This window comes from Paraburkholderia dipogonis, from assembly GCF_046027395.1.
Taxonomy (GTDB): Bacteria; Pseudomonadota; Gammaproteobacteria; order Burkholderiales; family Burkholderiaceae; genus Paraburkholderia; species Paraburkholderia dipogonis_A.
Window position 1 is genome coordinate 37,479 of the sequence record NZ_JAQQEG010000025.1, and the last position, 21,463, is coordinate 58,941.

The following is a 21,463-nucleotide window of genomic DNA, read 5'->3' on the forward strand; positions in this document are numbered from 1 at the left end:
TGACACACGCGGCCAGCGCGTCGTCCGGTGTACTCCATGCGCCCCTGCGCAATTCGAGTCCTGTAAATCAGTCGTGATACAGCGCCGAGCGCCCGCCATCCACGGTGATGCAGGTGGCGTTGATGAACGGCGCTTCATCCGAGGCGAGGAACACTGCGGTCATCGCCACTTCTTCCGGGCGGCCAATGCGTTTCATCGGCTGCAGATCGAGCGTCGCCTGCTGCGCGGCAGCCGGATCGGCTTGTTCGTTCCACCAGTCATGCGTCAATTGCGTTTCGATGTAACCGGGCGCGATCGCGTTGACGCGGACATTGCGTGGCGCGTATTCGATGCCAAGCGCGCGCGTCAGTCCGATCACGCCGTGCTTCGCTACCGGGTACGGAAAGCAGCCCGGAATGATCTTGAACGAATGCGTCGAGGCGATATTCACGATGCTGCCCGCGCCGCGTTCGACCATGCCCGGCAACGCCGCGCGGCAACCGTTCCACACACCGTCGAGATCGACCGCGAAGCAGCGGCGCCAGTCGTCGTCGGTCATGGTGAGCGGGTCGCAGAAAACGTTGATGCCGGCGTTGTTCACCAGCACGTCGAGCGCGCCGAATGCGCGTTCGGCCTCGCTCACCGCGTGCTGAACCGACGCCGCTTGCGTCACGTCCGTGTGCACCGCGAGCACGCGCGCGCCGGTTTGCGCCTTGATGTGCTCCGCCGTCTGCTGCGCGGTCTCAATATCCAGTTCGGCCAGCACGACTGCCGCGCCCTCGCGCGCGAACGCATGCGCGATCGCGGCGCCGATGCCGCGACCGGCGCCGGTGACGAGAGCGACTTTACCGGCAAGCCGTTTCATTTCTTCGCACCTGCGCGGGCGATACGCAAACCATTGATGTAAGCCTTGGCATGCGATGCGGTCACGGCCGCGCTCTGACCCGGCTTGTACAGCGCCGAGCCGAGACCGAAACCGTTCGCGCCCGCGCTAAGAAACGGGCCCATGTTGTCGGGCGTGATGCCGCCGACCGGCACCAGCGGCACTTCAGCCGCGATCACCGCGCGCCAAGCCTTCACCACCTGACAGCCGAGTTGTTCGGCGGGGAACATCTTCAGCACGTCCGCGCCGTTCTTCAGCGCGATGAACGCTTCGTTGGGTGTCGCGACGCCCGGCGCGCAGGCCATGCCTTGCGCTTTCGCGGCGCTGACGACTTCAGGATCGCTATGCGGCATGACGATCAGTTCGCCGCCCGCCGACTTCACGTCGTTGACGAAACTCGGATGCAGCACCGTGCCCGCGCCGACGATCGCATCGGACGGCAACACCTTGCGGATCGCGGCGATGCTGTCGAACGGTTGCGGCGAGTTCAGCGGCACTTCGACGATCCGGAAGCCGGCTTCGTAGAGCGCCTGGCCGTGCTCGGCGGCATCGGCGGCCGTCACGCCGCGCATGATCGCGATCAGCGGACACGCCTCGAACGCCGCGATCAAACCCGCGTGCGGCATGTACGGAGCGGGCAGATTGATGTGAGGTTGCATGTCGGTTCCTTGTTTCGTGGGCGGCGGCGCTGTGGGTTAGGCGCGCGCCGTCTTGGCGGCCGGTTTGACGAGCCCTGCCTGCGACGCGACGCGCCACAGGCCGCGCTCGGTGGCGTGCTTGACCAGTTCCGCCTGGGTGCAGCCGAATTGCGCGAGCGCGAGGCGATAGCGCTCGCACAGCGCTTCGTTGCCGATCAGCCGCAGGCTCTGGCCGGCGAGCGCGCTTTGCTGCTGCGCGAGCACGGCGTCGAGGCCGGCGAGTTCGTGGCCGATCAGCAATCCCGACAGATAGTCAGGTTGTTGTTCGCGTGAAAGTTGTCCGGTGAGGCCGAGCGTGCGCGAACTGAATACCGTCGCGAGCACACCCGCCTGGCCCTTTTCCCGGGCGATGTTCACGCCATGCAGGAACGCGACGGTGTCCGGACGATCCGGCGTGAGCATCGTGCGGCCGAGGATCGTGTGTTCGCGCAATGCCGCGAATACTTCGCCGGTCATGAAGGTATGAAAACGTTCGATGCGGTCCGCCTGCACCACCGCCCATTTGGCGTGGGTGCCGGGCAGGCCGATCAGGGAGCGCTTGCCGCTGTCGGCGGCGTTCGTTTCCTCGCCCAGTGCGCCGAAAATCTGTGTTTCTTCGCCGCGCATCACGTTGGGCAGTTCGCCGCGTTGCAGGACGCCCGGCACGATGTGCAGCGTCACGCCGCACGCCGCCTTCACGTGGACGATGCCGGCCACCAGCGCATCGGCGCTCGCCGGCGTGTCCACATACGGCGCTTCCAGCCAGCCTTGCGCGCTGCCGACCATGCCTGCCGCGATCACCGGCGCGGCGGGCGCGTGTTCGAGCCAGGCGCCGCAGGCGTCGTCGAAGGCCGCGTCGAAGCCGCCTTGCTCGGCGCTGCGTGGCAGATTCATGATGCCGGCCGTCGATGCGCGCGTCGCCAGCACGTTGCCGGACGCGTCGTACAGATAGGCGCGCAGCGATGTCGTGCCCCAGTCGAGCGCGATCAGCGCGGCGTGCGCGAAGCTGGCGTCGACCGCAGTTACTGCGGCGTGGCTAGCTGCCTGGGTGGGAGAACCCGCTCGCTTCATCGCTTGATCCTGCGGGTTGCCGGTTGCGGGGCGCGCCAGCCGAGTTCTTCCGAGATCGCGCGCGCTTCGCGCTGTACGACCGGAATCAGTTCGTCCATGCGTTCGAGCGACATGTACGGAATCGTGCTCGCCACGGAAAGAGCCGCCACCACCGCGCCCGACGCATCGCGCACGGGGGCCGCGACGCAGCGGATCGACGCTTCGTTTTCTTCGAGATCGAAGGTGTAGCCGCCGGCGGCGTAGTTGGTCATGCGCTGCATGAAGGTCTGCGCGTCGGGGCGGTTATCCGGCTTGAAGCTGACGCCGGCGAGCGCGCGGCGCGACGCGTCGAAGAGTGACTGCCAGATGTCCGGCGTGAGGTCGAGCATCATCGCCTTGCCGATTCCCGTCGATGCCAGCGGCATGCGGTGACCGACGCGTGAGCGCATTTCGAGGCCGCGGGTGCCGGGGATTTTGTCGATGTACAGGACGTCGTCGCCGTCGCGCACGCCGAGGTGGATCGTGTCGAGCGTTTGTTCCGCGAGCGATTCCAGATGCTGACGGGCGACGGCGGTGAGTGGCATCTGTTCGAGCGCGATGGTGCCGAGTTCGATTAGCTTCGGGCCGAGCAGATAGCCGCCTTGCACCTGGCGCAGGTAGCGGGCTTGCACGAGGCTGCTGACCAGGCGATGCGTGGTGCTGCGGGTCGTGCCGAGCGCGGCGCCGAAGGTGCGCAGGTCGCGGACACCTGCTGCTGCCGCTTCGAGGATCGCCAGGCCGCGCAGGAGGGTTTGCGTGCCGGCTTGTTGCGGGGTGATGTCGAGCAGCGTGCTGGGGAGCGCGATTCCGTCGATCGGGGCCGGGTGGATGCTGGCGTTCGCGCCTGTGCCCGCGCGTGGCGCTTTGGCGGCGGGCGTCGGGCGCGGTGGCGTGGCGCTGGACGCGTGACCGGCGGATGACGCCAGATCGGCTTCGGACTCGCTCGCGGCGTGAGTAGGCATCGCTTTGTTCATGGCGATTCGCTTTTCGGTGGTTTTTTTGCGCTTACAGCGCGGGGCCGGAGAGGGGGCCTGAGTCGCTCGCGGTGCCGCGGGCATGGGCGTGCTGCCTTTGCGGTTTAGGCATGGTTGGGCGTTGTCTCCGGTTTTTTTGCTGTTGCAGTTGGCGCCTCGCGGTGGGTGGGTTCCCTTTGCTCGTGCGGCGCTTTCTGCGTGTTGGGGTGGATTGTAGGGCGGTTTTTGAGAAAGCTCCAATATGTGAGTGTTGAATTCATATAATGGGATTTTGTGTTGGCTGGGGGTTTTGGGGCTGTGGTCTGTAGGGGTTGGCCTTTCCTTGCTTTGTTCGTGGTCTATTGGCGTTGCCCCTGTGCGGGGCGGCACCTACTTTCTTTGCCGCGGCAAAGAAAGTAGGCAAAGAAAGTCGCTTCACACCGCCAGCTCATAAGCGGGTCCCTTGGCTTGGAGGGGGCAGTGGTCCATCTGGAATCTGTGCCCTCGCACATTTCGCGCGAGTGACAAGGCCGTCATTCTTCCCGCCTCGCGCTGCGCGCTCGCCGGAAGGGTCTGCTTAATCCAGTGGGTTTGTTCGTGCGCGGCGGGAGCCGTCGGCTTCGCCTCGGCGTGGCGCCGAAGTGCCCGTGTCTGAAAAGTTGCCGCCGGAGATGGAATGCCGACAGGTCTGGCAAGGTGTGGCCGACGCGGCGCTCAAGGCCCCGATCGCAGCGTTAGGGTTCGCGTTCTGCTGAACGATCTGGGCACGGGTGCGTGTCGCTATACCTCACGATTATTTCTCAACGAGTAACGCCACATTTCCCGCGGAATTTGCTTAGCGCGACCACTGCGAATCGGAAGTAATGCCAGGGAAATTTCGGAAATGAAGGTGGCACGCACCTTTTAGCTTGTACAGGTGATCACTCTCGGCGTGATCTGTCTAAACTCGGTTTGCCGTCGCGATCGCGATGGCTCAGGTTCGACAGCCTGGTCCGTAGAGTAGAACCCGCGCGTCTGTATCGCAGACGCGCGTTAGCTTTAGCACGCCTTCTGTCCATGGGCGGGCCTTGGCATGGAGACCTTCGGGTCTGCCGGTTTTGGTTCTACGCCGGTCTGTCGACCTGTCACTGTGCCCGCTCACCACCTTGCAAGCGCGTGTCGGGCGATCCAGTCAAGTTTCAGGGAGATCGCACCATGAGTAAATCCTCCAAGCATTCACGCACTACGTCGCGCCCACCTGTTGACGCACTCCAATACGAAAAACTCGCCCTGTCCGCTTTCGGACTAGTTGAGCGGCAATTAACTCAACTGGACAAACTGGTCAAACTTGCGGCTGCAATCGTTAGGAGTCCGGCATTGACGCAGGAAGAAAGACATGGCCAGCGGAAGTTGCTGGAACTGCTCGTCGACACCGGCGAGGATTACCGGCGCGAAGTCGAAATCGACCGTGAGCTGTATCAGGTCATCGCGCTGGACGCGAAGGGAATTCCTCAAAGCCGAATCACAGCGCGGCACGCAGCGGACCTTCTGTCGAAGGCCACGCAGACGGCATCAGAAAGGCGCGAACGCATTGGCGCGACGCGGATGATGGGGAACAGACAGACCCGCTTCAGAACGATCGCGCGGTCAACCGCGACGGCACATTGACGAAGCTTCGTGGCGCTTCGGCGCGACATCGCCGGAACGTCTCCAAACCGGGACAGCAAATTGACCGAACTGCGCGGCCCCACGACGGGCGTGACGAAGCTTCGCGACTCTGAGACGGAAATTGACTGAGCTTCGTGGCAACGCGACGGCTACCCTGACAAGGGTTACGGCATTTCGCCGAGGCGAAGCCGACGACCCCACGACGCACAACAAACCCACTGGTTTTAAACAGACCGTTCCGGCGAGCGCGGAGCGCGAGACGGGAAGTATGACGGCTGTGTCACAAGAGCGGAATGTGCGCGAACACAAATTCCAGATGCACCACTACCGCGACAGCGCGAGGGACCCGCTTATAAGCTAGCGGTGTGAAGCAGCTTTCTTTGCCTACTTTCTTTGCCTACTTTCTTTGCCGCGGCAAAGAAAGTAGGTGCCGCCCCGCACAGGGGCAACGCCAATAGACCACCGTGAATTCAAGGAGAGGCCAACACCATAAAGCCCCAGCCCGCCGATCAGGCAAAAACCTTGATCAATCGGGCAACTCAGCCGCCCCCATCCGCCTCGCAATAACCCGCGACCGCTGCGCCAAATACTGCGACCCTCGATGCTCATCAAAGTACTTAGGCTGCGGCAGCATAACGGCTAAGCGAGCCGACTGCGCAGCAGTCAACTTACTCGCCGACGTCTTGTAATAATAGTGAGCCGCCGCCTCAGCCCCATAAACCCCATTCCCCCACTCAACGGAGTTGAGATAAATCTCAAAGATCCGCTCCTTATCCATCAACGTCTCAAGCATCCACGTAATGATGAGTTCCTGCCCCTTCCGGATATAGCTTTTCTCCCGCGACAAAAACAGATTCCGGGCCAACTGCTGAGTAATGGTCGACCCACCGCGAACAATCTTGCCCTTAGCCTTATTCCGCTCCCAGGCCTGCAAAATAGCGTCGGTCTCATACCCATTGTTATTAACAAAATTCGCATCCTCAGAAGCAATGATCGCCCGCTTCAGATTCCGCGAAATCTGGTCATACGGCACCCACGTATGCTGCACTGAAAGATCCGGCCGATCCTGCGATAACCGCCACGCATCCGAACGCATAAACGAGGTAGTCCGCGGATTGACGTAATTCCAAACCGCGATCTGCGCGAAGTAAAACGCCTGCGTCGCCAGCCACGCAATCGCCACCACGGCGCCCAGATAGAACATCCACCGCACCGGACCTGGCCGGCTCACGCGCCGCGTTGCTGTCATCGTGCTTCCAATCCTCGTGCGGGAAAGTGCCTTAACGTAAGGCGCCAGCGTTAGGTGTGGGACGGCGCCGTCAGCAACGCGCGCAATTCAGCCAGCACCGGCGCACCGTCAGGCCGCACACCGCGCCACACGTAAAACGATTCGGCCGCCTGCTCGACCAGCATGCCGAGGCCGTCCGCGCCACGCGCGCCCAGCTTCCTCGCGTGCTCCATGAAGACGGTCGGATGCGCGCCGTACATCATGTCGTAGGCGAGCGTGCCGCTACCGAACGCGTGGTCGTCGCACTCGGGCAACGAAGCATCCAGACTGCCCGCTGTCGCGTTGACGATCAGGTCATACGTGCCAGCTTCGATCGCCCGCGCGCTGCCGCCACTCAGACGACACGCTGCGTCGCGCGCGGCTTGCGCGAACTGGTCGACCAGCGCGTCAGCCTTCTCCGCCGTGCGATTGACGATGGTCAGCGTATGCGGCGCGCGATCAAGCATCGGCAAAACCACGCCGCGCGCGGCACCACCGGCGCCCAGCAACAGAATGCGCGCGCCCTTCAGAGACACGCCGAGATTCACTTCGATATCGCGCACGAGACCGAAGCCATCGGTGTTGTCGCCGTAGATACCATTCGCATCGATGCGCAACGTGTTCACCGCGCCCGCCGCCGCCGCACGCGGCGAGAGCGTATCGGCGAACGCATGCGCGTCGAGCTTGAACGGCACGGTCACATTCAGCCCGCGCCCGCCTGCTTCGATAAACGCCCGCACGTGCGGTACGAAGGCATCCACCGGCGCGAGCAGGTGGCCATACTCGACAGGCTCACCGGTCTGCGCCGCAAAACGTCCATGAATGAACGGCGACTTGCTGTGGCCGACCGGGTTGCCGATCACCGCATAGCGGTCGCGTGAATCCTGGGTGCTCATCGTCCCGGCTCCGCAATGTGCTGATGGGTGGCGGCACCGTCCGCGCCATCGCTGCTTTCGGCGTCGTCCTTCGCAGCGGCCGCATCGTTGCCGTCGAGTTCGGCTTCGGCCTGCGCCTCGGCTTCGCCTTCGGCGCTCTCGTCCGGGGCGTCGATGATCTCCTCTTCGCCCTCGTCCGCCTCTTCAGCCTCGCTGCCGCTCGTCACGGTCGGCGCGTCGAGCACGTGCAGGAGACGCACGGACGCTTCGACGGTCAATTCATCGATCGACATCACTTCCATCTGCAAACGCGTGCCGCGCGCGTGCACGCCGAGGCCCGGCACATGCAGCAGCAACGGAATCTCTTCCAGACGCACCAGATCGCCCTTCACCACCGACGCCACCACCTGTTTCCTGTTCTCCTGCTTCAGCCAGCGCAGGCACCAGAAATACTCCATGCGGCGCTGATGATCGGCATACGCGGTGTAGGTATCGTCGAAACCTTGCACGACGGCGAACAGATCGGCGTCTTTCGGCTTGAACGGCGCGGCCAGTTTCGCGGTCACGCCGTGCTGCACGCAGGCGATCAACTGCCACTGGTTCACCAGGTCGACATAGCGACGCAGCGGCGACGTGCTCCACGCGTACTGCGTGACACCGAGCCCTTCGTGCGGCGCGGCGTTGGTCTGCATGCGCGTGCGCTTGGGGCCGGTCGGCGCGCCGAATGCGCGCTGCGTGCGATAAATGCCCGGCACGCCGTGGTCGTGGAGGAACGCGCCCCACGACGAGTTCGCGAGAATCGCCAGTTCGGCGACGATCGTATCGAGCGGCGACCCACGCCGACGCGGCGTGATCGTGATGTGCTCGCCTTCCACGTAGAAGTTGAAGTCGGTATTGCGCTGCACTTCGCGACGCAGACCGTAACCGGCGCGCGCGGCCTGGCGCTTTTCGAACAGCGCCTGCGCGAACGGCCACAGCACGGCGATGTCGTCCTTGTGCGGATAGTCGCCGGTGCCGGCGGCGAGCGCCTCTTCGGTGACGAGTTCGTCGAGCGTGTTGTGGCGCAGGTTGTTCTTCACAAACACGCGCTCGGCGCGCGTTTCGCTCGCGACGATCTCCTGCGTCTCGCGATTGACGATCACATACAGCGAGAGCGCCGGACGCAAGCCGCCTTCGGCGAGCGTGAACGCTTCGACGACGCTGTCGGGCAGCATGGTGATCTTGTCGCCGGGCATATACACGGTCGACAGACGCGCGCGCGCGATCGCATCGACCTCGTCGCCACGCTGAATGCCGAGCGCCGGTGCGGCGATATGCACGCCGATCCGCACGCGGCCGTCGGCCAGATGCTCGACGGAGAAGGCATCGTCGATTTCAGTGGTGGTGATGTCGTCGATCGAGAACGCCTGCACGTCCGCTTCAGGCAGATCTTCCGGCAAGGTGCCGGCAGTGACCGGCGGAAAGCCGGTGCCGTGCGGGAAAAACTCGGAGAGGAATTTCGCCTCATGCAACGCGCGCGCCGATGGAATGGCGCCGTTTTCGAGCATCAGACGCGCCTGCGAAATACCACGCGCCGCCGCGGCGCCTTCGAGCGCCTTGTATTCGATCGTGTTCTTGTCCGGTTTGGTCAACAGCGCCAACGCCTTGCTGCCGGTGAAGGCTTCCGGCAGGCGGCCGGCTTTCAGCTCGTCTTCATAGCCGGCCTGCACCAGCGCCTGCTGACGCTTGCGCTCGAGGCCAGCGAGCGCCATCTTCAGTTGTTCCTGCGGCGCGCGCTGATACATGCCGCGGCCCTTGCGGCGGAAGTACACCGGCGAGCCATGCATGCGCAGCACCAGCGCGGCGCGCTCGATCGACCCGAAGCGCTCACCGAAGTACTCGGCTCCGAGCGCGGCGAACGGGAATTCGTCGTCAGGCGCGCACTCCCACAGGAAGTCCAGGTCGATCTCCTGCGCGGCGGCGTCGGCCTGCTGCATCAGTTCGGCCGCACTCGGCTTTTCGAATTCGATCAGCACATCTTTCGCGCGCACCTTGGCGCGCCGGCCGCCCGGCAACTCGACCTGAAAAGCATCGCCCTGGCGCGACAGCACGCTGCCTGCCTTGAAACTGCCCGATTCCTCGAAGAAAACGTTCACTCAATACTCTCGTTCTGACTTGCATCTGCCGGCGCGCCCGATCCTGCTTTGCGATCGGTCACTGCGTGCGCGGCACGGCAACGTGTTCGTGGTAGTGGATCCGCGGCGCGATACGCGCGCGCCGGCGGCATGAATCATGATGCGCGGCAATCGCCCCGCTGCTGGAACGCCCGGCTTTACGCGACTTTACGCGGCTTCGCGCGGCGCCGGCGGCTCGACGTCTTCCGCGTCGCAAAAGGCCAGCACGTCGTCGACGTATTGCGCGAACTCGCTGATCGCGTGGTCACTCCCTTCGATCAGCGTAGTGCGTGCGCCGGGATAGTGCGCGAGCATTTCGCGGTAGTCGAGCACTTCGTCGCCGGTGGCGGCCATCAAATAATAGCGTTCAGGCCGCGTGATCGCGGCGACGCCGAGCGCGCGCAACTCATCCAGATGATGCGGCTCGACAACGATGCTGCCGCCGCCGTGCCACAACGGCTGCTCACCGAGATAGGCGCTCAGATCGCGCTGCGGCACGACTGCCGGGTTAAGCAGCACCGCCGGCCAGCCGTGCTTTTCCGCCAGATAGGTGGCGAAATAGCCGCCAAGCGAACTGCCGATCAGCGTGACGTTTTCCGACTGGGCGGCGGCCACCAGCGATTCGGCGAGCGCCACCGTCTCGAACGGCGAGACCGGCAACATCGGGCAGCACCATTCGTCGCTGCGACCGAGCTCGACGAGCCGCGTCGCCAGCACGCGTGCCTTGAACGAATTGGGTGACGAGCGGAAACCGTGCAGATAAAGGATCACGAAGCGCCTCGCGCGGAAAGAGCGTCGAGCAGTTTCTGATGCACGCCGCCGAAGCCGCCGTTGCTCATCACCAGAATCTGATCGCCGGGGCGCGCTGCGTGGACGACTGCTTTGACCAGCGCGTCGAGATTGTCGAAAGCCTGCGCTTTGCCGCCGAGCGGCGCGAGCGCCTCGCCGAGATTCCAGCCGAGCGCATCGCGGCCGGTCGGCGCGCCGTAGCCGAACACGAGGTCGGCGTCGGCGAGACTGGCCGGCAGTTGCGCTTTCATCACGCCGAGCTTCATGGTGTTCGAGCGCGGTTCCAGCACGGCGAGAATTCGCGTGTTGTCGCGACCCACACGGGCGCGCAGGCCGGCCACGGTCGTGTCGATGGCGGTCGGATGATGCGCGAAGTCGTCGTAAACGGTCACACCGTCGACGCTGCCGCGCACTTCCATGCGCCGCTTGACGTTGCGAAAGCTCGCCAGCGACCGGGCGGCCTGCGCCGGTGGCACGCCGACATGGCGCGCGGCGGCGATCGCGGCGAGCGCGTTCATGCGGTTGTGCTCGCCTTGCACCTGCCACTCGACCACACCGACGCGCTCACTGTTGTGATAGACGGCGAAACGCTCGTCGACCGGCACGCCGTCTTCCGCCGGCAAGGTTTGCCAGCCGCCCTGCACACCGAAACGCTCCACTTCGCTCCAGCAGCCGCGCGTCAGCACGCGCTCGAGCGCGTCTTCGCGGCCGTTCGTCACCACGCGGCCAATACCCGGCACGGTGCGGATCAGATGATGGAACTGCGTTTCGATCGCGGCCAGATCCGGGAAAATGTCGGCGTGATCGAACTCAAGGTTGTTCAGAACCGCGGTCTTGGGCCGGTAGTGAACGAACTTCGAGCGCTTGTCGAAGAAGGCCGTGTCGTACTCGTCGGCTTCGATCACGAAGAAGCTGGAATCAGTCAGCCGCGCCGACACGCCGAAATTCAGCGGCACGCCGCCGATCAGAAAGCCCGGATTGAGGCCGGCGTCTTCGAGCAGCCAGGTCAGCATTGAGCTGGTGGTCGTCTTGCCGTGCGTGCCGGCCACCGCCAGCACCCATTTGCCGTTCAGCACATGCTCGCCGAGCCATTGCGGGCCGGAGGTGTACGGCAGGCCGCGGTCGAGAATGGCTTCCATCAGCGGGTTGCCGCGCGAAACCACGTTGCCGATCACGAACAGGTCCGCGTTCAGGCCGTTCAGCTGGTCCGCGTCGTAGCCTTCAATCAGGCCAATGCCTTGCGCCTCCAGCTGGGTGCTCATGGGCGGATAGACGCCGGCGTCGCAACCCGTCACGGTGTGGCCCGCGCCGCGCGCGAGGACCGCGAGACCGCCCATGAACGTGCCGCAGATACCGAGGATGTGGATGTGCATAAGCCTGTCGTGCCGCGCGGGCGTTTTTCCTGGAAGGGCCCCCTAACCTGCCGCTTGGCGCCAGGCCCCCTGAGGGGGCAAGAAAACTGGGCGCGGCCCGGCGTTTTCCTGAGAGGGATGGGAGCGCAGAAGAGCGGCCGAAACGACCGTCTGCAAAGGTCGCTATTGTAACCGACGCCTTTCGATCACCCTATGCGCGCTCGCCCCCCGCCGGCCCTCCCGGCGCGACCCGCCAGGAAAGGCCGTCATCAATCTCTAGTATGATCGAGGGATGGTCCGCAAATCTCATTTCGATCCGCAGCGCGTGCGCGAGGAAATCGCCATCGCGGCTGCCCGCATGATCGCCGAAGACGGTCTGGATTACGCCACGGCGAAGCGCAAAGCCGCCCGGCAAGTGGTCGGCGAGAGCCGTGTTGCCGGCGAATGGCTGCCGGATAACGACCAGATCGAAGAAGAAATCCGCGAATATCAGTCGCTGTTCCAGGGCGACAGCCAGCCCGTGCTGCTGCGGCGGCTGCGCCGTATCGCGGTGGAATGGATGGAGCGGCTCGCGCCGTTCAATCCGTATCTGACAGGCGCGGTGCTCGGCGGCACCGCCGGCGAACACTCGGACATTCACCTTCAGGTCTTCTGCGACAACCCGAAAGAAGTCGCAATCTACTTTCTGAACGCGAACATTCAGTACGACGTCTCGGAAACGCGGCATTTCGCCGGCCGCGGCTATGTCGAGACGCTGAGCTTCCTGTGGCGCCCCACGAACGAAGGGCGCGAGGCGGAACCGGCCGGCGTGCACGTGGCGCTCTACGAAACGGACGATCTGCGCGGCGCTGTACGCGCCGACGCGCGCGGGCGCACGGCGCGCGCGAATCTGCAGGCCGTTCAGACGCTGCTCGACGGCAGCGACGTCGCTCCTTCAACCAACTAGACTGACCAAGATGAATACGAGACGGATTCTGGCGGGCGTGCTTGTCGCCGCTGTCGCTGCGGGCGGCGGGGTGCTGGCCAATCATTGGCTGAACGGCGGCGCGGAGGAAGTCGCGCACGCCGCGCAACCGCCCTCCACCCAAAACGCGGTGGCGCAACTTTGGACCGCCCCAGTAACGACAGTGGACGGCAAGCCGCAGACGCTAAGTTTGCTTAAAGGACACCCAATCGTCGTCAACTTCTGGGCCTCGTGGTGCGGGCCTTGCGTCGAAGAAATGCCGGCTTTGTCGCAGCTTCAGCGCGATTACGCGAAAAAAGGCATCCAGTTCGTCGGACTTGGCGTCGATTCGGAGAAGAACGTCCAGGCATTCCTGCAGAAAGTGAAAGTGGCGTACCCGGTGTACGTGACCGGCTTCGGCGGCGCCGACCTCGCGCGCGCCTTCGGCAATACTGCGGGTGGACTGCCGTTTACCGTCGTAATTGACGCAAAAGGCAACATTCGCTCGACAAAATTAGGACAAATCGACCCGCAGGCGCTGAAACAGACGCTCGATGCGCTTTAAATTTCACATTCTTTTGACGCTCGATTACCCGCGGAAGGCGCGAAAATAGGCGCAAATCGGACGGATTTGAGAGAAGATGAGCGCCCGGAGCAGCGACGAAAGGCCGCCGCCCTCGACCCGTACGCGCGCGAAACTAGACAAGTTTCTCTAATCAGCGCTAAAGTGCGCCCAATTCCACGGAAAAAGAAGCGACCATGACGCGACTGCTGGTACTGCACGGACCCAACCTCAACCTTCTCGGCACCCGGGAACCTGAGGTCTACGGTCGCGTGACCTTGCCGCAGATCGATCAGGCGCTGGCGGACCGCGCAGCGGACGCAGGTGCCGAGCTCGCGTCGTTCCAGAGCAATCACGAAGGCGCTCTGGTGGACCGCATCCAATCCGCGCGGACTGAAAAAACCGATTTCATACTGATCAATCCCGCCGCGTACACGCACACCAGCGTGGCCATTCGGGACGCACTGGCGGGGGTCGGCATCCCGTTCGTCGAGATTCATCTGTCGAACGTGCATCGTCGCGAACCGTTCCGGCATCACTCGTATTTCTCCGACCAGGCTGAGGGCGTGATTTGCGGCCTCGGCTGGAAGGGATATCTGTACGCGCTCGAATTCGCGCTCGACCGGCTGTCCGCCGGCTCGTCGCGCGGCTGAATCCAAACACGTCTAATTTGCGCCGGCTGCGTACGCGCCGGCACTTTACGCATTAAAGGGGCTGCCTGATGGATCTACGTAAACTGAAAACTCTGATCGACCTCGTCTCGGAGTCCGGTATTTCCGAACTCGAAGTGACCGAGGGCGAAGGCAAGGTCCGCATCGTCAAGAATGCGCCGCCGGTTTACGTGCAACCGTCCGCCTCGTACGCGCCGCAGTACGCGCAGCCGGCACCGGCAATCGGTGGCGAAGCGCCGGCCGCTGCGACCGCACCGGCTACGCCGGCTGCCGTCGCGCCGCAAGGCCACGTGGTGACCTCGCCGATGGTCGGCACCTTCTACCGCGCGCCGTCCCCGGGCGCCGATCCGTTCGTCCAGGTGGGCGACACGGTCAAGGAAGGTCAGACGATCTGCATCATCGAAGCGATGAAGCTGCTCAACGAAATCGAGTCGGACAAGTCCGGCGTGGTGAAGGAAATCCTCGTCGAAAACGGTCAGGCGGTCGAGTACGGCCAACCGCTGTTCGTGGTCGGCTGACGCGGCACGCTTTGCGCATGCCGCCCGCGCGCCGTTTTTCCTAGGCGCGCGACCGATCCTCTGAGGCAGCCGACGTTGTGATCAACCCGGCGCCCATTGATGAGTCGAAAACCCGCTATGTTTGAAAAAATCCTCATTGCCAATCGTGGCGAGATCGCGCTTCGTATCCAGCGCGCCTGCCGCGAACTCGGTGTCAAGACGGTCGTCGTCTATTCCGAAGCCGACAAGGAAGCCAAGTACGTGAAGCTCGCCGACGAGGCGGTCTGTATCGGCCCGGCGCCTTCCAATCTGAGCTATCTGAACATGCCCGCGCTGATCAGCGCGGCGGAAGTGACCGACGCCGAAGCGATTCACCCCGGCTACGGCTTCCTCTCGGAAAACGCCGACTTCGCTGAACGTGTCGAACAGTCCGGCTTTACCTTCATCGGCCCGCGCCCGGAAACGATCCGGATGATGGGCGACAAGGTCACGGCCAAGCAAACCATGATCAAGACCGGCGTGCCTTGCGTGCCGGGTTCGGAAGGCGCGTTGCCGGAAGATCCGAAAGAGATCGTGAAGATTGCCCGCCAGGTCGGCTATCCGGTCATCATCAAGGCCGCCGGCGGCGGCGGTGGCCGCGGCATGCGCGTGGTCCACACGGAAGCGGCGCTGGTCAACGCGGTCAACATGACGCGCGAAGAAGCCGGCCGTGCGTTCGGCAACCCGCAGGTCTACATGGAGAAATTCCTGGAGAATCCGCGGCACATCGAAATTCAGATCCTGGCTGACTCGTTCAAGAACGCGGTCTGGCTGGGCGAGCGTGATTGCTCGATGCAGCGCCGTCACCAGAAAGTAATCGAAGAAGCGCCGGCGCCGGGTATCGCGCGCCGTCTGATCGACCGCATCGGCGATCGTTGCGCGGACGCCTGCAAGAAGATGGGCTATCTGGGCGCGGGCACGTTCGAGTTCCTGTACGAAAACGGCGAGTTCTACTTCATCGAAATGAACACGCGCGTGCAGGTCGAGCATCCGGTGACGGAACTGATCACGGGCGTCGACATCGTGCAGGAACAGATCCGCATTGCGGCCGGCGAGAAGCTCGCGTTCCGTCAGCGCGACATCGTGTTCAAAGGTCACGCGATCGAATGCCGGATCAATGCGGAAGATCCGTTCAAGTTCATTCCGTCGCCGGGACGTTTGACGTCGTGGCACATGCCGGGCGGCCCCGGCATCCGCGTCGACTCGCATGCCTACAATGGCTATTTCGTGCCGCCCAACTATGATTCGATGATCGGCAAGCTGATCGCTTACGGCGCCACGCGCGAACAGGCGATCAAGCGCATGCGCATCGCGTTGTCGGAGATGGTGGTGGAAGGTATTCAGACCAACATCCCGCTGCACCGCGAGCTGATGCTGGACGCGAAATTCGTGGAAGGCGGCACCAGCATTCACTACCTCGAAAACCGGTTGGCCGCGAAGCAGCAGGCCGCGCCGGAAGAAGCGTAACTCATGAGCTACCGGGAACTGATCGCCGAACTGGCACGCGAGCACGCGGAGGAATTCTCCGACGCGCTGCTCGAGTTGGGCGCGTTGTCCGTGTCCGTGGAAGATGCGGACGCCGACACGCCCGACGAGCAGCCGCTGTTCGGCGAGCCCGGTCTCACGCCGGATCGCACGGCGTGGCAGCGTTCGCGCGTGATCGCGCTGCTTGCGCCGGAGCATGAGCCGGCGGTGTTGCTCACCGCCGCGGCCAATGAAATCGGGTTGGAGGCGGCGCCGTCGTTCACCGTGCGTGAAGTCGAGGATCAGGATTGGGTGCGGCTCACGCAGTCGCAATTCGATCCGATCAAGATCGGCGAACGCATCTGGGTCGTGCCGTCGTGGCACGATGCGCCGGACCCCGAAGCACTGGTGCTGGAACTGGATCCGGGGCTCGCCTTCGGCACCGGCAGCCATCCCACCACGCGGCTCTGCATGGAGTGGCTTGAGCAATCGGTCGAGCCCGAACAATCGGTTCTGGACTACGGCTGCGGCTCCGGCATTCTCGCGATCCTCGCGAAAAAGTGCGGCGCGAATCCGGTGTACGGCATCGACATCGATCCGCAAGCGGTCGAGTCGGCGCGTCACAACAGCGAGCGCAATCGTGCGGAAGTCACGTACGGTTTGCCCGACGCATGCCCCACCGGCGAGTTCGATATCGTGGTCGCCAATATCCTCTCCAACCCGCTCAAACTGATGGCCTCGATGCTCTCCTCGAAGGTCAAGCCGGGTGGCAAGATCGCGCTGTCCGGCATTCTGGCGCGGCAAGCGGACGAGGTCGCCCAGGTCTACTCGCGGTGGATCGACATCAGCGTATGGCGCGAACACGAAGGTTGGGTATGTCTGTCGGGAACGCGTCGCGAAAGCCATTAGAATAAGGCGTATTGTCCAACTAACGGCCTTCCGGCTTATCGGCTCAATATGCTCCTGGCAACGCGTTGCCCCTTCTGCGAAACCGTCTTCCGCCTGCAAACGGAACAACTTGCGCTGCGCCGCGGCCTGGTGCGCTGCGGGCATTGCCAAGAAGTTTTCGACGCGTCGAGCAGCCTGTTCGACATCAGCGAAGGCGGTGACTTCTCGACCGCCAAACCGGTTGCCGCTGCCGCGGCGATCGAAGCGCTTTCGGGCGTGCGCCCCAAGGGCCCCGACTTCAGCGCCGAAGCATGGGATCCGTGGGCGGCGGCACCCGACGCTGCCATCGACAACCGTCTGCGCCACAACGCCAGCAATGTGCCGCTTGCGCCGGTCGCCACCGGCGCAGGCGTCGCGGTCACGCCGCGCCACGCTACGGAACCCGAACTGCCACCCGGCGCATCCACCCCACCGCTTCCACCCGACGACGAACCACTGCTCGCGGACGCGCCGCTCGACCCGTTCGCTTATCACCTCGATCCGCCCGAGGAGGAAGCGCCACGCGTCTGGCACAAAACCGAGCGCGTTTCCGACGCACCGATGGACGACGAGCCGCTCGAAGAGCCGGTTCTGGACGAACCGGCTACCTTGTATGGCATTCCTGACAATGAGCCGCGTTTCGGCGCGGCCGGCTTAGGCGCGGCCGGCTTAGGTACGACCGGCGTAGGCGCGGCCGGCGTAGGCGCGGCGGCGGGCGCAGGCGCGGCCGGCTTTGCTGCTGCCGGCCCGGCGGCCACGACTGGCCCGGTCTCCGCCAGCGGCGAGCCCTTCTCCGTGCAACCGGTCAACGACGGCACCGATCCCTTCCCCGTGATGCGCGAAACCCGCCCGGCCGAACCGCGGCGCATGGGCTGGATCATCGCCGGCTCGGTGGTGGCGGCGCTATTGATCATCGCGCTGCTCGCGCAACTCGCCTGGTGGCAACGCGAAACGGTGATGGTGTATTTCCCGCGCTCGCAGACGCTCTACGCAAAGGCCTGCCTGACGCTCGGCTGCCAGGTCACGCCGCCGCACGACATCGACGGCTTGCAGGTCGAGCCGTCCGATCTGCGGCAGATCGACGGCCCGCACAAGCTCGAACTGAAGATGCCGCTGCGCAACCGCTTCAATATTGCGCTCGCCTATCCGGCCATCGAACTCACGCTGCTCGACGACCAGAACAACGTCGCGGTACGCCGCGTGCTGTGGCCGCAAGACTACGTCCCGCCCGGCACGCCGATCGCGACCGGCCTGCCGGCGCATACGACCCAGACCATGATCGTGCATCTCGACACGGGCAATGCGGTCGCTTCCAATTTCCGCGTACAGATTTTTTATCCGTAACGCATCCTCGCGCGCCTGGCGCTGACCGGGCGCGTTCACCGTCAATCCTGACGAATTTTCGGAGCACGACAACATGAGTCAAGTCACGCTGGGTGGCAACCCGATCGAAGTAGCCGGCACGTTCCCGTCGGTGGGCCAGGCCGCTCCCGCTTTCTCGCTGGTCGGCAAGGATCTGAAGCCGGTGTCGCTCGCCGATTTCGCCGGCAAGCGCAAAGTGCTGAACATTGTCCCGAGCCTCGACACGCCGACCTGCGCCACCTCGACCCGCAAGTTCAACGAAGCCGCCGCCAAGCTGACCAACACGGCCGTGATCGTCGTGTCGGGCGACCTGCCGTTCGCCGCATCGCGCTTCTGCACGACCGAGGGCATCGAGAACGTCGTCACGGCGTCCACGTTCCGCGGCCACGAGTTCGCGCAAGCCTACGGCGTCGACGTGACGAGCGGCCCGCTGACCGGCCTGACGGCACGCGCCGTGGTGGTGGTCGACGAGAACGACAAGGTCGTTCACGCTGAGCTGGTCGGCGAAATCAAGAACGAACCGAACTACGACGCAGCCCTCGCCGCGCTGAAGTAACACCTTCGCGCACGAACCCGGCGCCGCGCTTCATGCGCGGCGCTGTCACATCGTCGCGCCCATTCTCTTTATCGTTTTTACAGGAACGCTCGCCTTGGCTACGCTGATTTGCGGCTCGCTCGCCTACGACAACATCATGACCTTCGAAGGCCGGTTCCGGGAGCACATCCTGCCGGAGCAGGTCCACATCCTGAACGTCAGCTTTCTCGTGCCGACCATGCGCCGCGAGTTCGGCGGCTGCGCGGGCAACATCGCCTACTCGCTGCATCTGCTGGGCGGCGACGCGCGCATCATGGGCACGCTCGGCTCGGTCGACGCGCAGCTCTACATGGACCGGTTCAGGCAACTGGGCCTGTCGACGGAGAGCGTGCTGGTCGTGCCGGACGCCTATACGGCGCAGGCAATGATCACCACGGATCTGGAAAACAATCAGATCACCGCGTTCCATCCGGGCGCGATGATGCAGTCGCATCTGAATCGCGCCGACCAGGCCAAGGGCATCACGCTCGGCATCGTCGGGCCGGACGGTTACGACGGCATGATCCAGCACGCCGAGCATCTGGCGGCCGCGGGCGTGCCGTTCATCTTCGATCCGGGCCAAGGCCTGCCGCTCTTCGACGGTGAGTCGCTGCGGCGCACGATTGAACTCGCCACTTACGTAGCGGTCAATGATTACGAAGCCAAACTGGTGAGCAACAAAACGGGTTGGTCGATCGAAGAGATCGCCGGCAAGGTCGAGGCCTTGATCGTCACGCTCGGCGAGCAAGGCGCGCAGATCCATCATGCTGGCGGCATCGAAGAGATTCCGGCGGTCAAGGCACAACAAGTGCTCGATCCCACAGGGTGCGGCGACGCGTTCCGCGGCGGCTTGCTGTACGGCATCGAGAACAAGCTCGGCTGGGCCACCACCGGGCGTCTGGCGAGCCTGATGGGCGCGCTGAAGATCGAACACCAGGGTCCGCAAAACTATGCGCCCAGCCGGGCCGAGATCAACGAGCGGTTCAAGCAGGCGTTCGGATACGACCTGCCGTAATACCGAGAGCTATTGGAGTTTAGGGAATGAGAACAACGAGTCGCCTGGTCGTGGCCGCCTTGATTGCCGGTTCGCTGGCCATGTCGGGGTGTGCGTACAACAGCAGCTCTGCGGACGTGTACACGGCGTCGCAGGCACAGCGTGAAGAAACGGTTCGCCTGGGCACGGTCGACAGCGTGCGCGCCGTGAAGATCAGTTCGAACAATGGCCAGCCGAGCGGCATCGGCGCGATCGGCGGCGGCGCCTTGGGCGCGGTGGCCGGCAGCACGATCGGCGGCGGCACCGGCTCGATCATCACGGGCATCATCGGCGGTCTGGCGGGCGCGGTGGCGGGCAATGCGGTTGAAAATGGCGTCGCCGTGCATGACGGCCTCGAGATCACCGTGCGGCTCGATAACGGCGACATGCGCGCCATCACGCAAAGCGCCACCGGCGAAATCTTCCGCGCCGGCGAGCGCGTGCGGCTGCTCTCCAGCGGCGGCGTCACGCGCGTCACGCACTAAGTTTCCCCTCTCGCGCGGCGAGGCTTTCTGCCGCCGCGACGACCTCACACGCATGCCCTCCCCTGTGCATGCGTTTTTTTCGCCTGCAAGTTTCTCGCCGGGCGAAAAAAATCCCGTCGCCGGAAACCGGCAACGGGACCCTGACCGAGTAGCGCTCGCCACGCTACTCAAGCGCTACTCGATCATCGGACACATCATGCGACGTGTCGAAGTGCTTCTACCGCTCAGCGTCCAACTTACGGACGGCTGCCCGTCGGGAACGGCCATGCCGCTGCCGGGTTCAGCGCGGTCTTCACCGTCGCCGCCGGTGCGCTCGAGACAGAAGTCGCAGCGGGTGCAGGGGCCGCCTTCTTGGCGACAGCCTTCTTCGCAGGGGCAGCCTTCTTGGCAGGAGCAGCGGCCTTCTTCGCGGCAGCCTTCTTGGCAGGCGCAGCCTTTTTAGCGGCAGCCTTTTTCGCGGGCGCAGCCTTTTTAGCAGCAGCCTTTTTCGCAGGCGCAGCCTTCTTGGCAGCAGCCTTCTTAGCAGGCGCAGCCTTCTTCGCTGCTGCCTTCTTGGCCGGTGCTGCCTTCTTTGCTGCAACCTTCTTCACAGCGGCTTTCTTAGCCGGTGCTGCCTTCTTCGCCGCAACCTTCTTCACTGCGACTTTCTTGGCTGCAACCTTCTTGGCCGGAGCAGCTTTCTTCGCTGCAACCTTCTTAGCCGGTGCTGCCTTCTTCGCTGCAACCTTCTTCACTGCCACTTTCTTGGCAGCGACTTTCTTTGCCGGAGCAGCCTTCTTTGCGGGAGCAGCCTTCTTTGCTGCGACCTTCTTGGCTGCGGGTTTCTTAGCGGCGGCTTTTTTTGCAGTTGCCATCATTTTCTCCTTCAGGTTTTCAGATGAGAGTCAGTTCAAACTACACCCTTCGTCAAAACCCGCTTCCCGCGGACGCTTCTCAGGGCGCGCGCTACGAAGCGGGCTATTCATCGGCGTACGCAGGTGCTGCGCGCTTACGCTAATGAATGCGGTAAGGCGCGCCGTGCCAAAAGGCACCGCGCGCCAGATCTGTTCGGCGTGAAAGCTCAACGCCGGCAATTGCTTGATCGAGCCGCCGACAATGACGCCAGCGGCTTTTTCCGGGGGGAAGTTTGCCCATCCCACTGAAGGGTTCGCAAAGTGCCTGTCATAGTTGTGGACCGCGAAGGCACGCGGCGCACCGGACATGCTTTGCATCAGGCGGTTCTGCTCCTAGCCAAAATTGCCG

Annotated in this window: 22 protein-coding genes; 11 read left to right on the plus strand and 11 right to left on the minus strand. The window is 63.9% G+C overall.

Annotated elements, in window-relative coordinates; translation table 11 throughout:
* Nucleotides 1-67 precede the first annotated feature (67 nt).
* From PQR32_RS24970 to PQR32_RS24985, 4 genes are read right to left on the minus strand one after another with little or no spacing between them, the layout of a single operon-like run.
* Nucleotides 68-844 carry an SDR family oxidoreductase gene (locus PQR32_RS24970; RefSeq protein ID WP_408233008.1) on the minus strand — a complete coding sequence of 259 codons (777 nt, stop codon included), beginning with the start codon at nt 842-844 and terminating at the stop codon, nt 68-70.
* Nucleotides 841-1,521, minus strand: a complete 681-nt coding sequence (locus tag PQR32_RS24975) for a 2-dehydro-3-deoxy-6-phosphogalactonate aldolase (RefSeq protein ID WP_408233011.1) — start codon at nt 1,519-1,521, stop codon at nt 841-843. The genes PQR32_RS24970 and PQR32_RS24975 overlap by 4 nt, the downstream gene beginning before the upstream one ends.
* Before the next feature lie 36 nt (nt 1,522-1,557).
* On the minus strand, nt 1,558-2,610 hold the full coding sequence (locus tag PQR32_RS24980) for a 2-dehydro-3-deoxygalactonokinase (RefSeq protein ID WP_408233013.1): 1,053 nt from the start codon (nt 2,608-2,610) through the stop codon (nt 1,558-1,560).
* On the minus strand, nt 2,607-3,602 hold the full coding sequence (locus PQR32_RS24985; RefSeq protein WP_408233016.1) for an IclR family transcriptional regulator: 996 nt from the start codon (nt 3,600-3,602) through the stop codon (nt 2,607-2,609). The genes PQR32_RS24980 and PQR32_RS24985 overlap by 4 nt, the downstream gene beginning before the upstream one ends.
* 1,173 nt (nt 3,603-4,775) lie before the next feature.
* Here PQR32_RS24985 and PQR32_RS24990 point away from each other — a divergent pair.
* A complete protein-coding gene (locus PQR32_RS24990; RefSeq protein WP_408233019.1) occupies nt 4,776-5,228 on the plus strand; it encodes a hypothetical protein in 453 nt (150 codons plus the stop codon).
* A gap of 526 nt (nt 5,229-5,754) precedes the next feature.
* Here PQR32_RS24990 and mtgA read toward each other — a convergent pair.
* The 5 genes from mtgA to mpl all read right to left on the minus strand — a co-directional run bounded on the left by mtgA (nt 5,755) and on the right by mpl (nt 11,685).
* A complete protein-coding gene (gene mtgA / locus PQR32_RS24995) occupies nt 5,755-6,477 on the minus strand; it encodes a monofunctional biosynthetic peptidoglycan transglycosylase (protein WP_408233022.1) in 723 nt (240 codons plus the stop codon).
* A 50-nt stretch (nt 6,478-6,527) separates the two neighbouring features.
* A complete protein-coding gene (gene aroE, locus PQR32_RS25000) occupies nt 6,528-7,391 on the minus strand; it encodes a shikimate dehydrogenase (protein WP_408233025.1) in 864 nt (287 codons plus the stop codon).
* Nucleotides 7,388-9,505, minus strand: coding sequence for a ribonuclease catalytic domain-containing protein (locus PQR32_RS25005; RefSeq protein WP_408233028.1), 2,118 nt, complete (start codon nt 9,503-9,505; stop codon nt 7,388-7,390). The genes aroE and PQR32_RS25005 overlap by 4 nt, the downstream gene beginning before the upstream one ends.
* Nucleotides 9,506-9,691: 186 nt before the next feature.
* On the minus strand, nt 9,692-10,294 hold the full coding sequence (locus PQR32_RS25010; RefSeq protein ID WP_408233031.1) for a YqiA/YcfP family alpha/beta fold hydrolase: 603 nt from the start codon (nt 10,292-10,294) through the stop codon (nt 9,692-9,694).
* Nucleotides 10,291-11,685, minus strand: coding sequence for a UDP-N-acetylmuramate:L-alanyl-gamma-D-glutamyl-meso-diaminopimelate ligase (mpl, locus tag PQR32_RS25015; protein WP_408233034.1), 1,395 nt, complete (start codon nt 11,683-11,685; stop codon nt 10,291-10,293). The genes PQR32_RS25010 and mpl overlap by 4 nt, the downstream gene beginning before the upstream one ends.
* A gap of 271 nt (nt 11,686-11,956) precedes the next feature.
* Here mpl and PQR32_RS25020 point away from each other — a divergent pair, with 271 nt between their 5' ends.
* The 10 genes from PQR32_RS25020 (at nt 11,957) to PQR32_RS25065 (ending at nt 20,221) form a co-directional block, all read left to right on the plus strand.
* Complete coding sequence (locus tag PQR32_RS25020; RefSeq protein WP_408233036.1) at nt 11,957-12,610, plus strand: UDP-N-acetylmuramate--alanine ligase; 654 nt, start codon at nt 11,957-11,959, stop codon at nt 12,608-12,610.
* Nucleotides 12,611-12,620: 10 nt separating this feature from the next.
* Nucleotides 12,621-13,172 carry a TlpA family protein disulfide reductase gene (locus PQR32_RS25025; protein ID WP_408233039.1) on the plus strand — a complete coding sequence of 184 codons (552 nt, stop codon included), beginning with the start codon at nt 12,621-12,623 and terminating at the stop codon, nt 13,170-13,172.
* A gap of 194 nt (nt 13,173-13,366) precedes the next feature.
* The gene (gene aroQ / locus PQR32_RS25030; RefSeq protein WP_408233042.1) at nt 13,367-13,822 is read left to right on the plus strand and encodes a type II 3-dehydroquinate dehydratase; all 456 of its coding nucleotides are present in this window, start codon (nt 13,367-13,369) and stop codon (nt 13,820-13,822) included.
* A 68-nt stretch (nt 13,823-13,890) separates the two neighbouring features.
* Complete coding sequence (accB, locus tag PQR32_RS25035) at nt 13,891-14,358, plus strand: acetyl-CoA carboxylase biotin carboxyl carrier protein (protein WP_408233045.1); 468 nt, start codon at nt 13,891-13,893, stop codon at nt 14,356-14,358.
* A 117-nt stretch (nt 14,359-14,475) separates the two neighbouring features.
* Complete coding sequence (accC, locus tag PQR32_RS25040; RefSeq protein WP_179734457.1) at nt 14,476-15,843, plus strand: acetyl-CoA carboxylase biotin carboxylase subunit; 1,368 nt, start codon at nt 14,476-14,478, stop codon at nt 15,841-15,843.
* Nucleotides 15,844-15,846: 3 nt separating this feature from the next.
* Entirely contained in the window at nt 15,847-16,749 is a 903-nt protein-coding gene (gene prmA, locus PQR32_RS25045) for a 50S ribosomal protein L11 methyltransferase (protein ID WP_408233048.1), read from the plus strand.
* Nucleotides 16,750-16,797: 48 nt separating this feature from the next.
* Nucleotides 16,798-18,111, plus strand: coding sequence for a zinc-ribbon and DUF3426 domain-containing protein (locus PQR32_RS25050; protein WP_408233051.1), 1,314 nt, complete (start codon nt 16,798-16,800; stop codon nt 18,109-18,111).
* Nucleotides 18,112-18,184: 73 nt separating this feature from the next.
* Nucleotides 18,185-18,685: a thiol peroxidase gene (gene tpx / locus PQR32_RS25055; protein ID WP_134457779.1), complete on the plus strand. Its 501-nt coding sequence runs from the start codon at nt 18,185-18,187 to the stop codon at nt 18,683-18,685.
* Between the two features lie 94 nt (nt 18,686-18,779).
* Nucleotides 18,780-19,718 carry a carbohydrate kinase family protein gene (locus tag PQR32_RS25060; RefSeq protein WP_408233054.1) on the plus strand — a complete coding sequence of 313 codons (939 nt, stop codon included), beginning with the start codon at nt 18,780-18,782 and terminating at the stop codon, nt 19,716-19,718.
* A gap of 26 nt (nt 19,719-19,744) precedes the next feature.
* Complete coding sequence (locus PQR32_RS25065) at nt 19,745-20,221, plus strand: outer membrane lipoprotein (protein WP_408233057.1); 477 nt, start codon at nt 19,745-19,747, stop codon at nt 20,219-20,221.
* Between the two features lie 236 nt (nt 20,222-20,457).
* Here PQR32_RS25065 and PQR32_RS25070 read toward each other — a convergent pair whose 3' ends face one another.
* Together PQR32_RS25070 and PQR32_RS25075 are read right to left on the minus strand one after the other, a co-directional pair.
* The gene (locus PQR32_RS25070) at nt 20,458-21,075 is read right to left on the minus strand and encodes a histone H1-like DNA-binding protein (RefSeq protein ID WP_011489883.1); all 618 of its coding nucleotides are present in this window, start codon (nt 21,073-21,075) and stop codon (nt 20,458-20,460) included.
* Nucleotides 21,076-21,105: 30 nt separating this feature from the next.
* A complete protein-coding gene (locus PQR32_RS25075; protein ID WP_408233060.1) occupies nt 21,106-21,432 on the minus strand; it encodes a hypothetical protein in 327 nt (108 codons plus the stop codon).
* Nucleotides 21,433-21,463: the final 31 nt, after the last annotated feature.

What these genes read in the sequence shown, in the direction of transcription:
- PQR32_RS24970 (WP_408233008.1), bottom strand. Translation starts at nt 844, where the DNA reads ATGAAACGGCTTGCCGGTAAAGTCGCTCTCGTCACCGGCGCCGGTCGC.
- accC (WP_179734457.1), top strand. Translation starts at nt 14,476, where the DNA reads ATGTTTGAAAAAATCCTCATTGCCAATCGTGGCGAGATCGCGCTTCGT.
- PQR32_RS25075 (WP_408233060.1), bottom strand. Translation starts at nt 21,432, where the DNA reads ATGCAAAGCATGTCCGGTGCGCCGCGTGCCTTCGCGGTCCACAACTAT.
- aroQ (WP_408233042.1), top strand. Translation starts at nt 13,367, where the DNA reads ATGACGCGACTGCTGGTACTGCACGGACCCAACCTCAACCTTCTCGGC.
- tpx (WP_134457779.1), top strand. Translation starts at nt 18,185, where the DNA reads ATGAGTCAAGTCACGCTGGGTGGCAACCCGATCGAAGTAGCCGGCACG.
- PQR32_RS24980 (WP_408233013.1), bottom strand. Translation starts at nt 2,610, where the DNA reads ATGAAGCGAGCGGGTTCTCCCACCCAGGCAGCTAGCCACGCCGCAGTA.
- PQR32_RS24975 (WP_408233011.1), bottom strand. Translation starts at nt 1,521, where the DNA reads ATGCAACCTCACATCAATCTGCCCGCTCCGTACATGCCGCACGCGGGT.
- PQR32_RS24990 (WP_408233019.1), top strand. Translation starts at nt 4,776, where the DNA reads ATGAGTAAATCCTCCAAGCATTCACGCACTACGTCGCGCCCACCTGTT.
- PQR32_RS25020 (WP_408233036.1), top strand. Translation starts at nt 11,957, where the DNA reads ATGGTCCGCAAATCTCATTTCGATCCGCAGCGCGTGCGCGAGGAAATC.
- mpl (WP_408233034.1), bottom strand. Translation starts at nt 11,685, where the DNA reads ATGCACATCCACATCCTCGGTATCTGCGGCACGTTCATGGGCGGTCTC.
- accB (WP_408233045.1), top strand. Translation starts at nt 13,891, where the DNA reads ATGGATCTACGTAAACTGAAAACTCTGATCGACCTCGTCTCGGAGTCC.
- PQR32_RS25065 (WP_408233057.1), top strand. Translation starts at nt 19,745, where the DNA reads ATGAGAACAACGAGTCGCCTGGTCGTGGCCGCCTTGATTGCCGGTTCG.
- mtgA (WP_408233022.1), bottom strand. Translation starts at nt 6,477, where the DNA reads ATGACAGCAACGCGGCGCGTGAGCCGGCCAGGTCCGGTGCGGTGGATG.
- prmA (WP_408233048.1), top strand. Translation starts at nt 15,847, where the DNA reads ATGAGCTACCGGGAACTGATCGCCGAACTGGCACGCGAGCACGCGGAG.
- PQR32_RS25050 (WP_408233051.1), top strand. Translation starts at nt 16,798, where the DNA reads ATGCTCCTGGCAACGCGTTGCCCCTTCTGCGAAACCGTCTTCCGCCTG.
- aroE (WP_408233025.1), bottom strand. Translation starts at nt 7,391, where the DNA reads ATGAGCACCCAGGATTCACGCGACCGCTATGCGGTGATCGGCAACCCG.
- PQR32_RS25070 (WP_011489883.1), bottom strand. Translation starts at nt 21,075, where the DNA reads ATGGCAACTGCAAAAAAAGCCGCCGCTAAGAAACCCGCAGCCAAGAAG.
- PQR32_RS24985 (WP_408233016.1), bottom strand. Translation starts at nt 3,602, where the DNA reads ATGAACAAAGCGATGCCTACTCACGCCGCGAGCGAGTCCGAAGCCGAT.
- PQR32_RS25025 (WP_408233039.1), top strand. Translation starts at nt 12,621, where the DNA reads ATGAATACGAGACGGATTCTGGCGGGCGTGCTTGTCGCCGCTGTCGCT.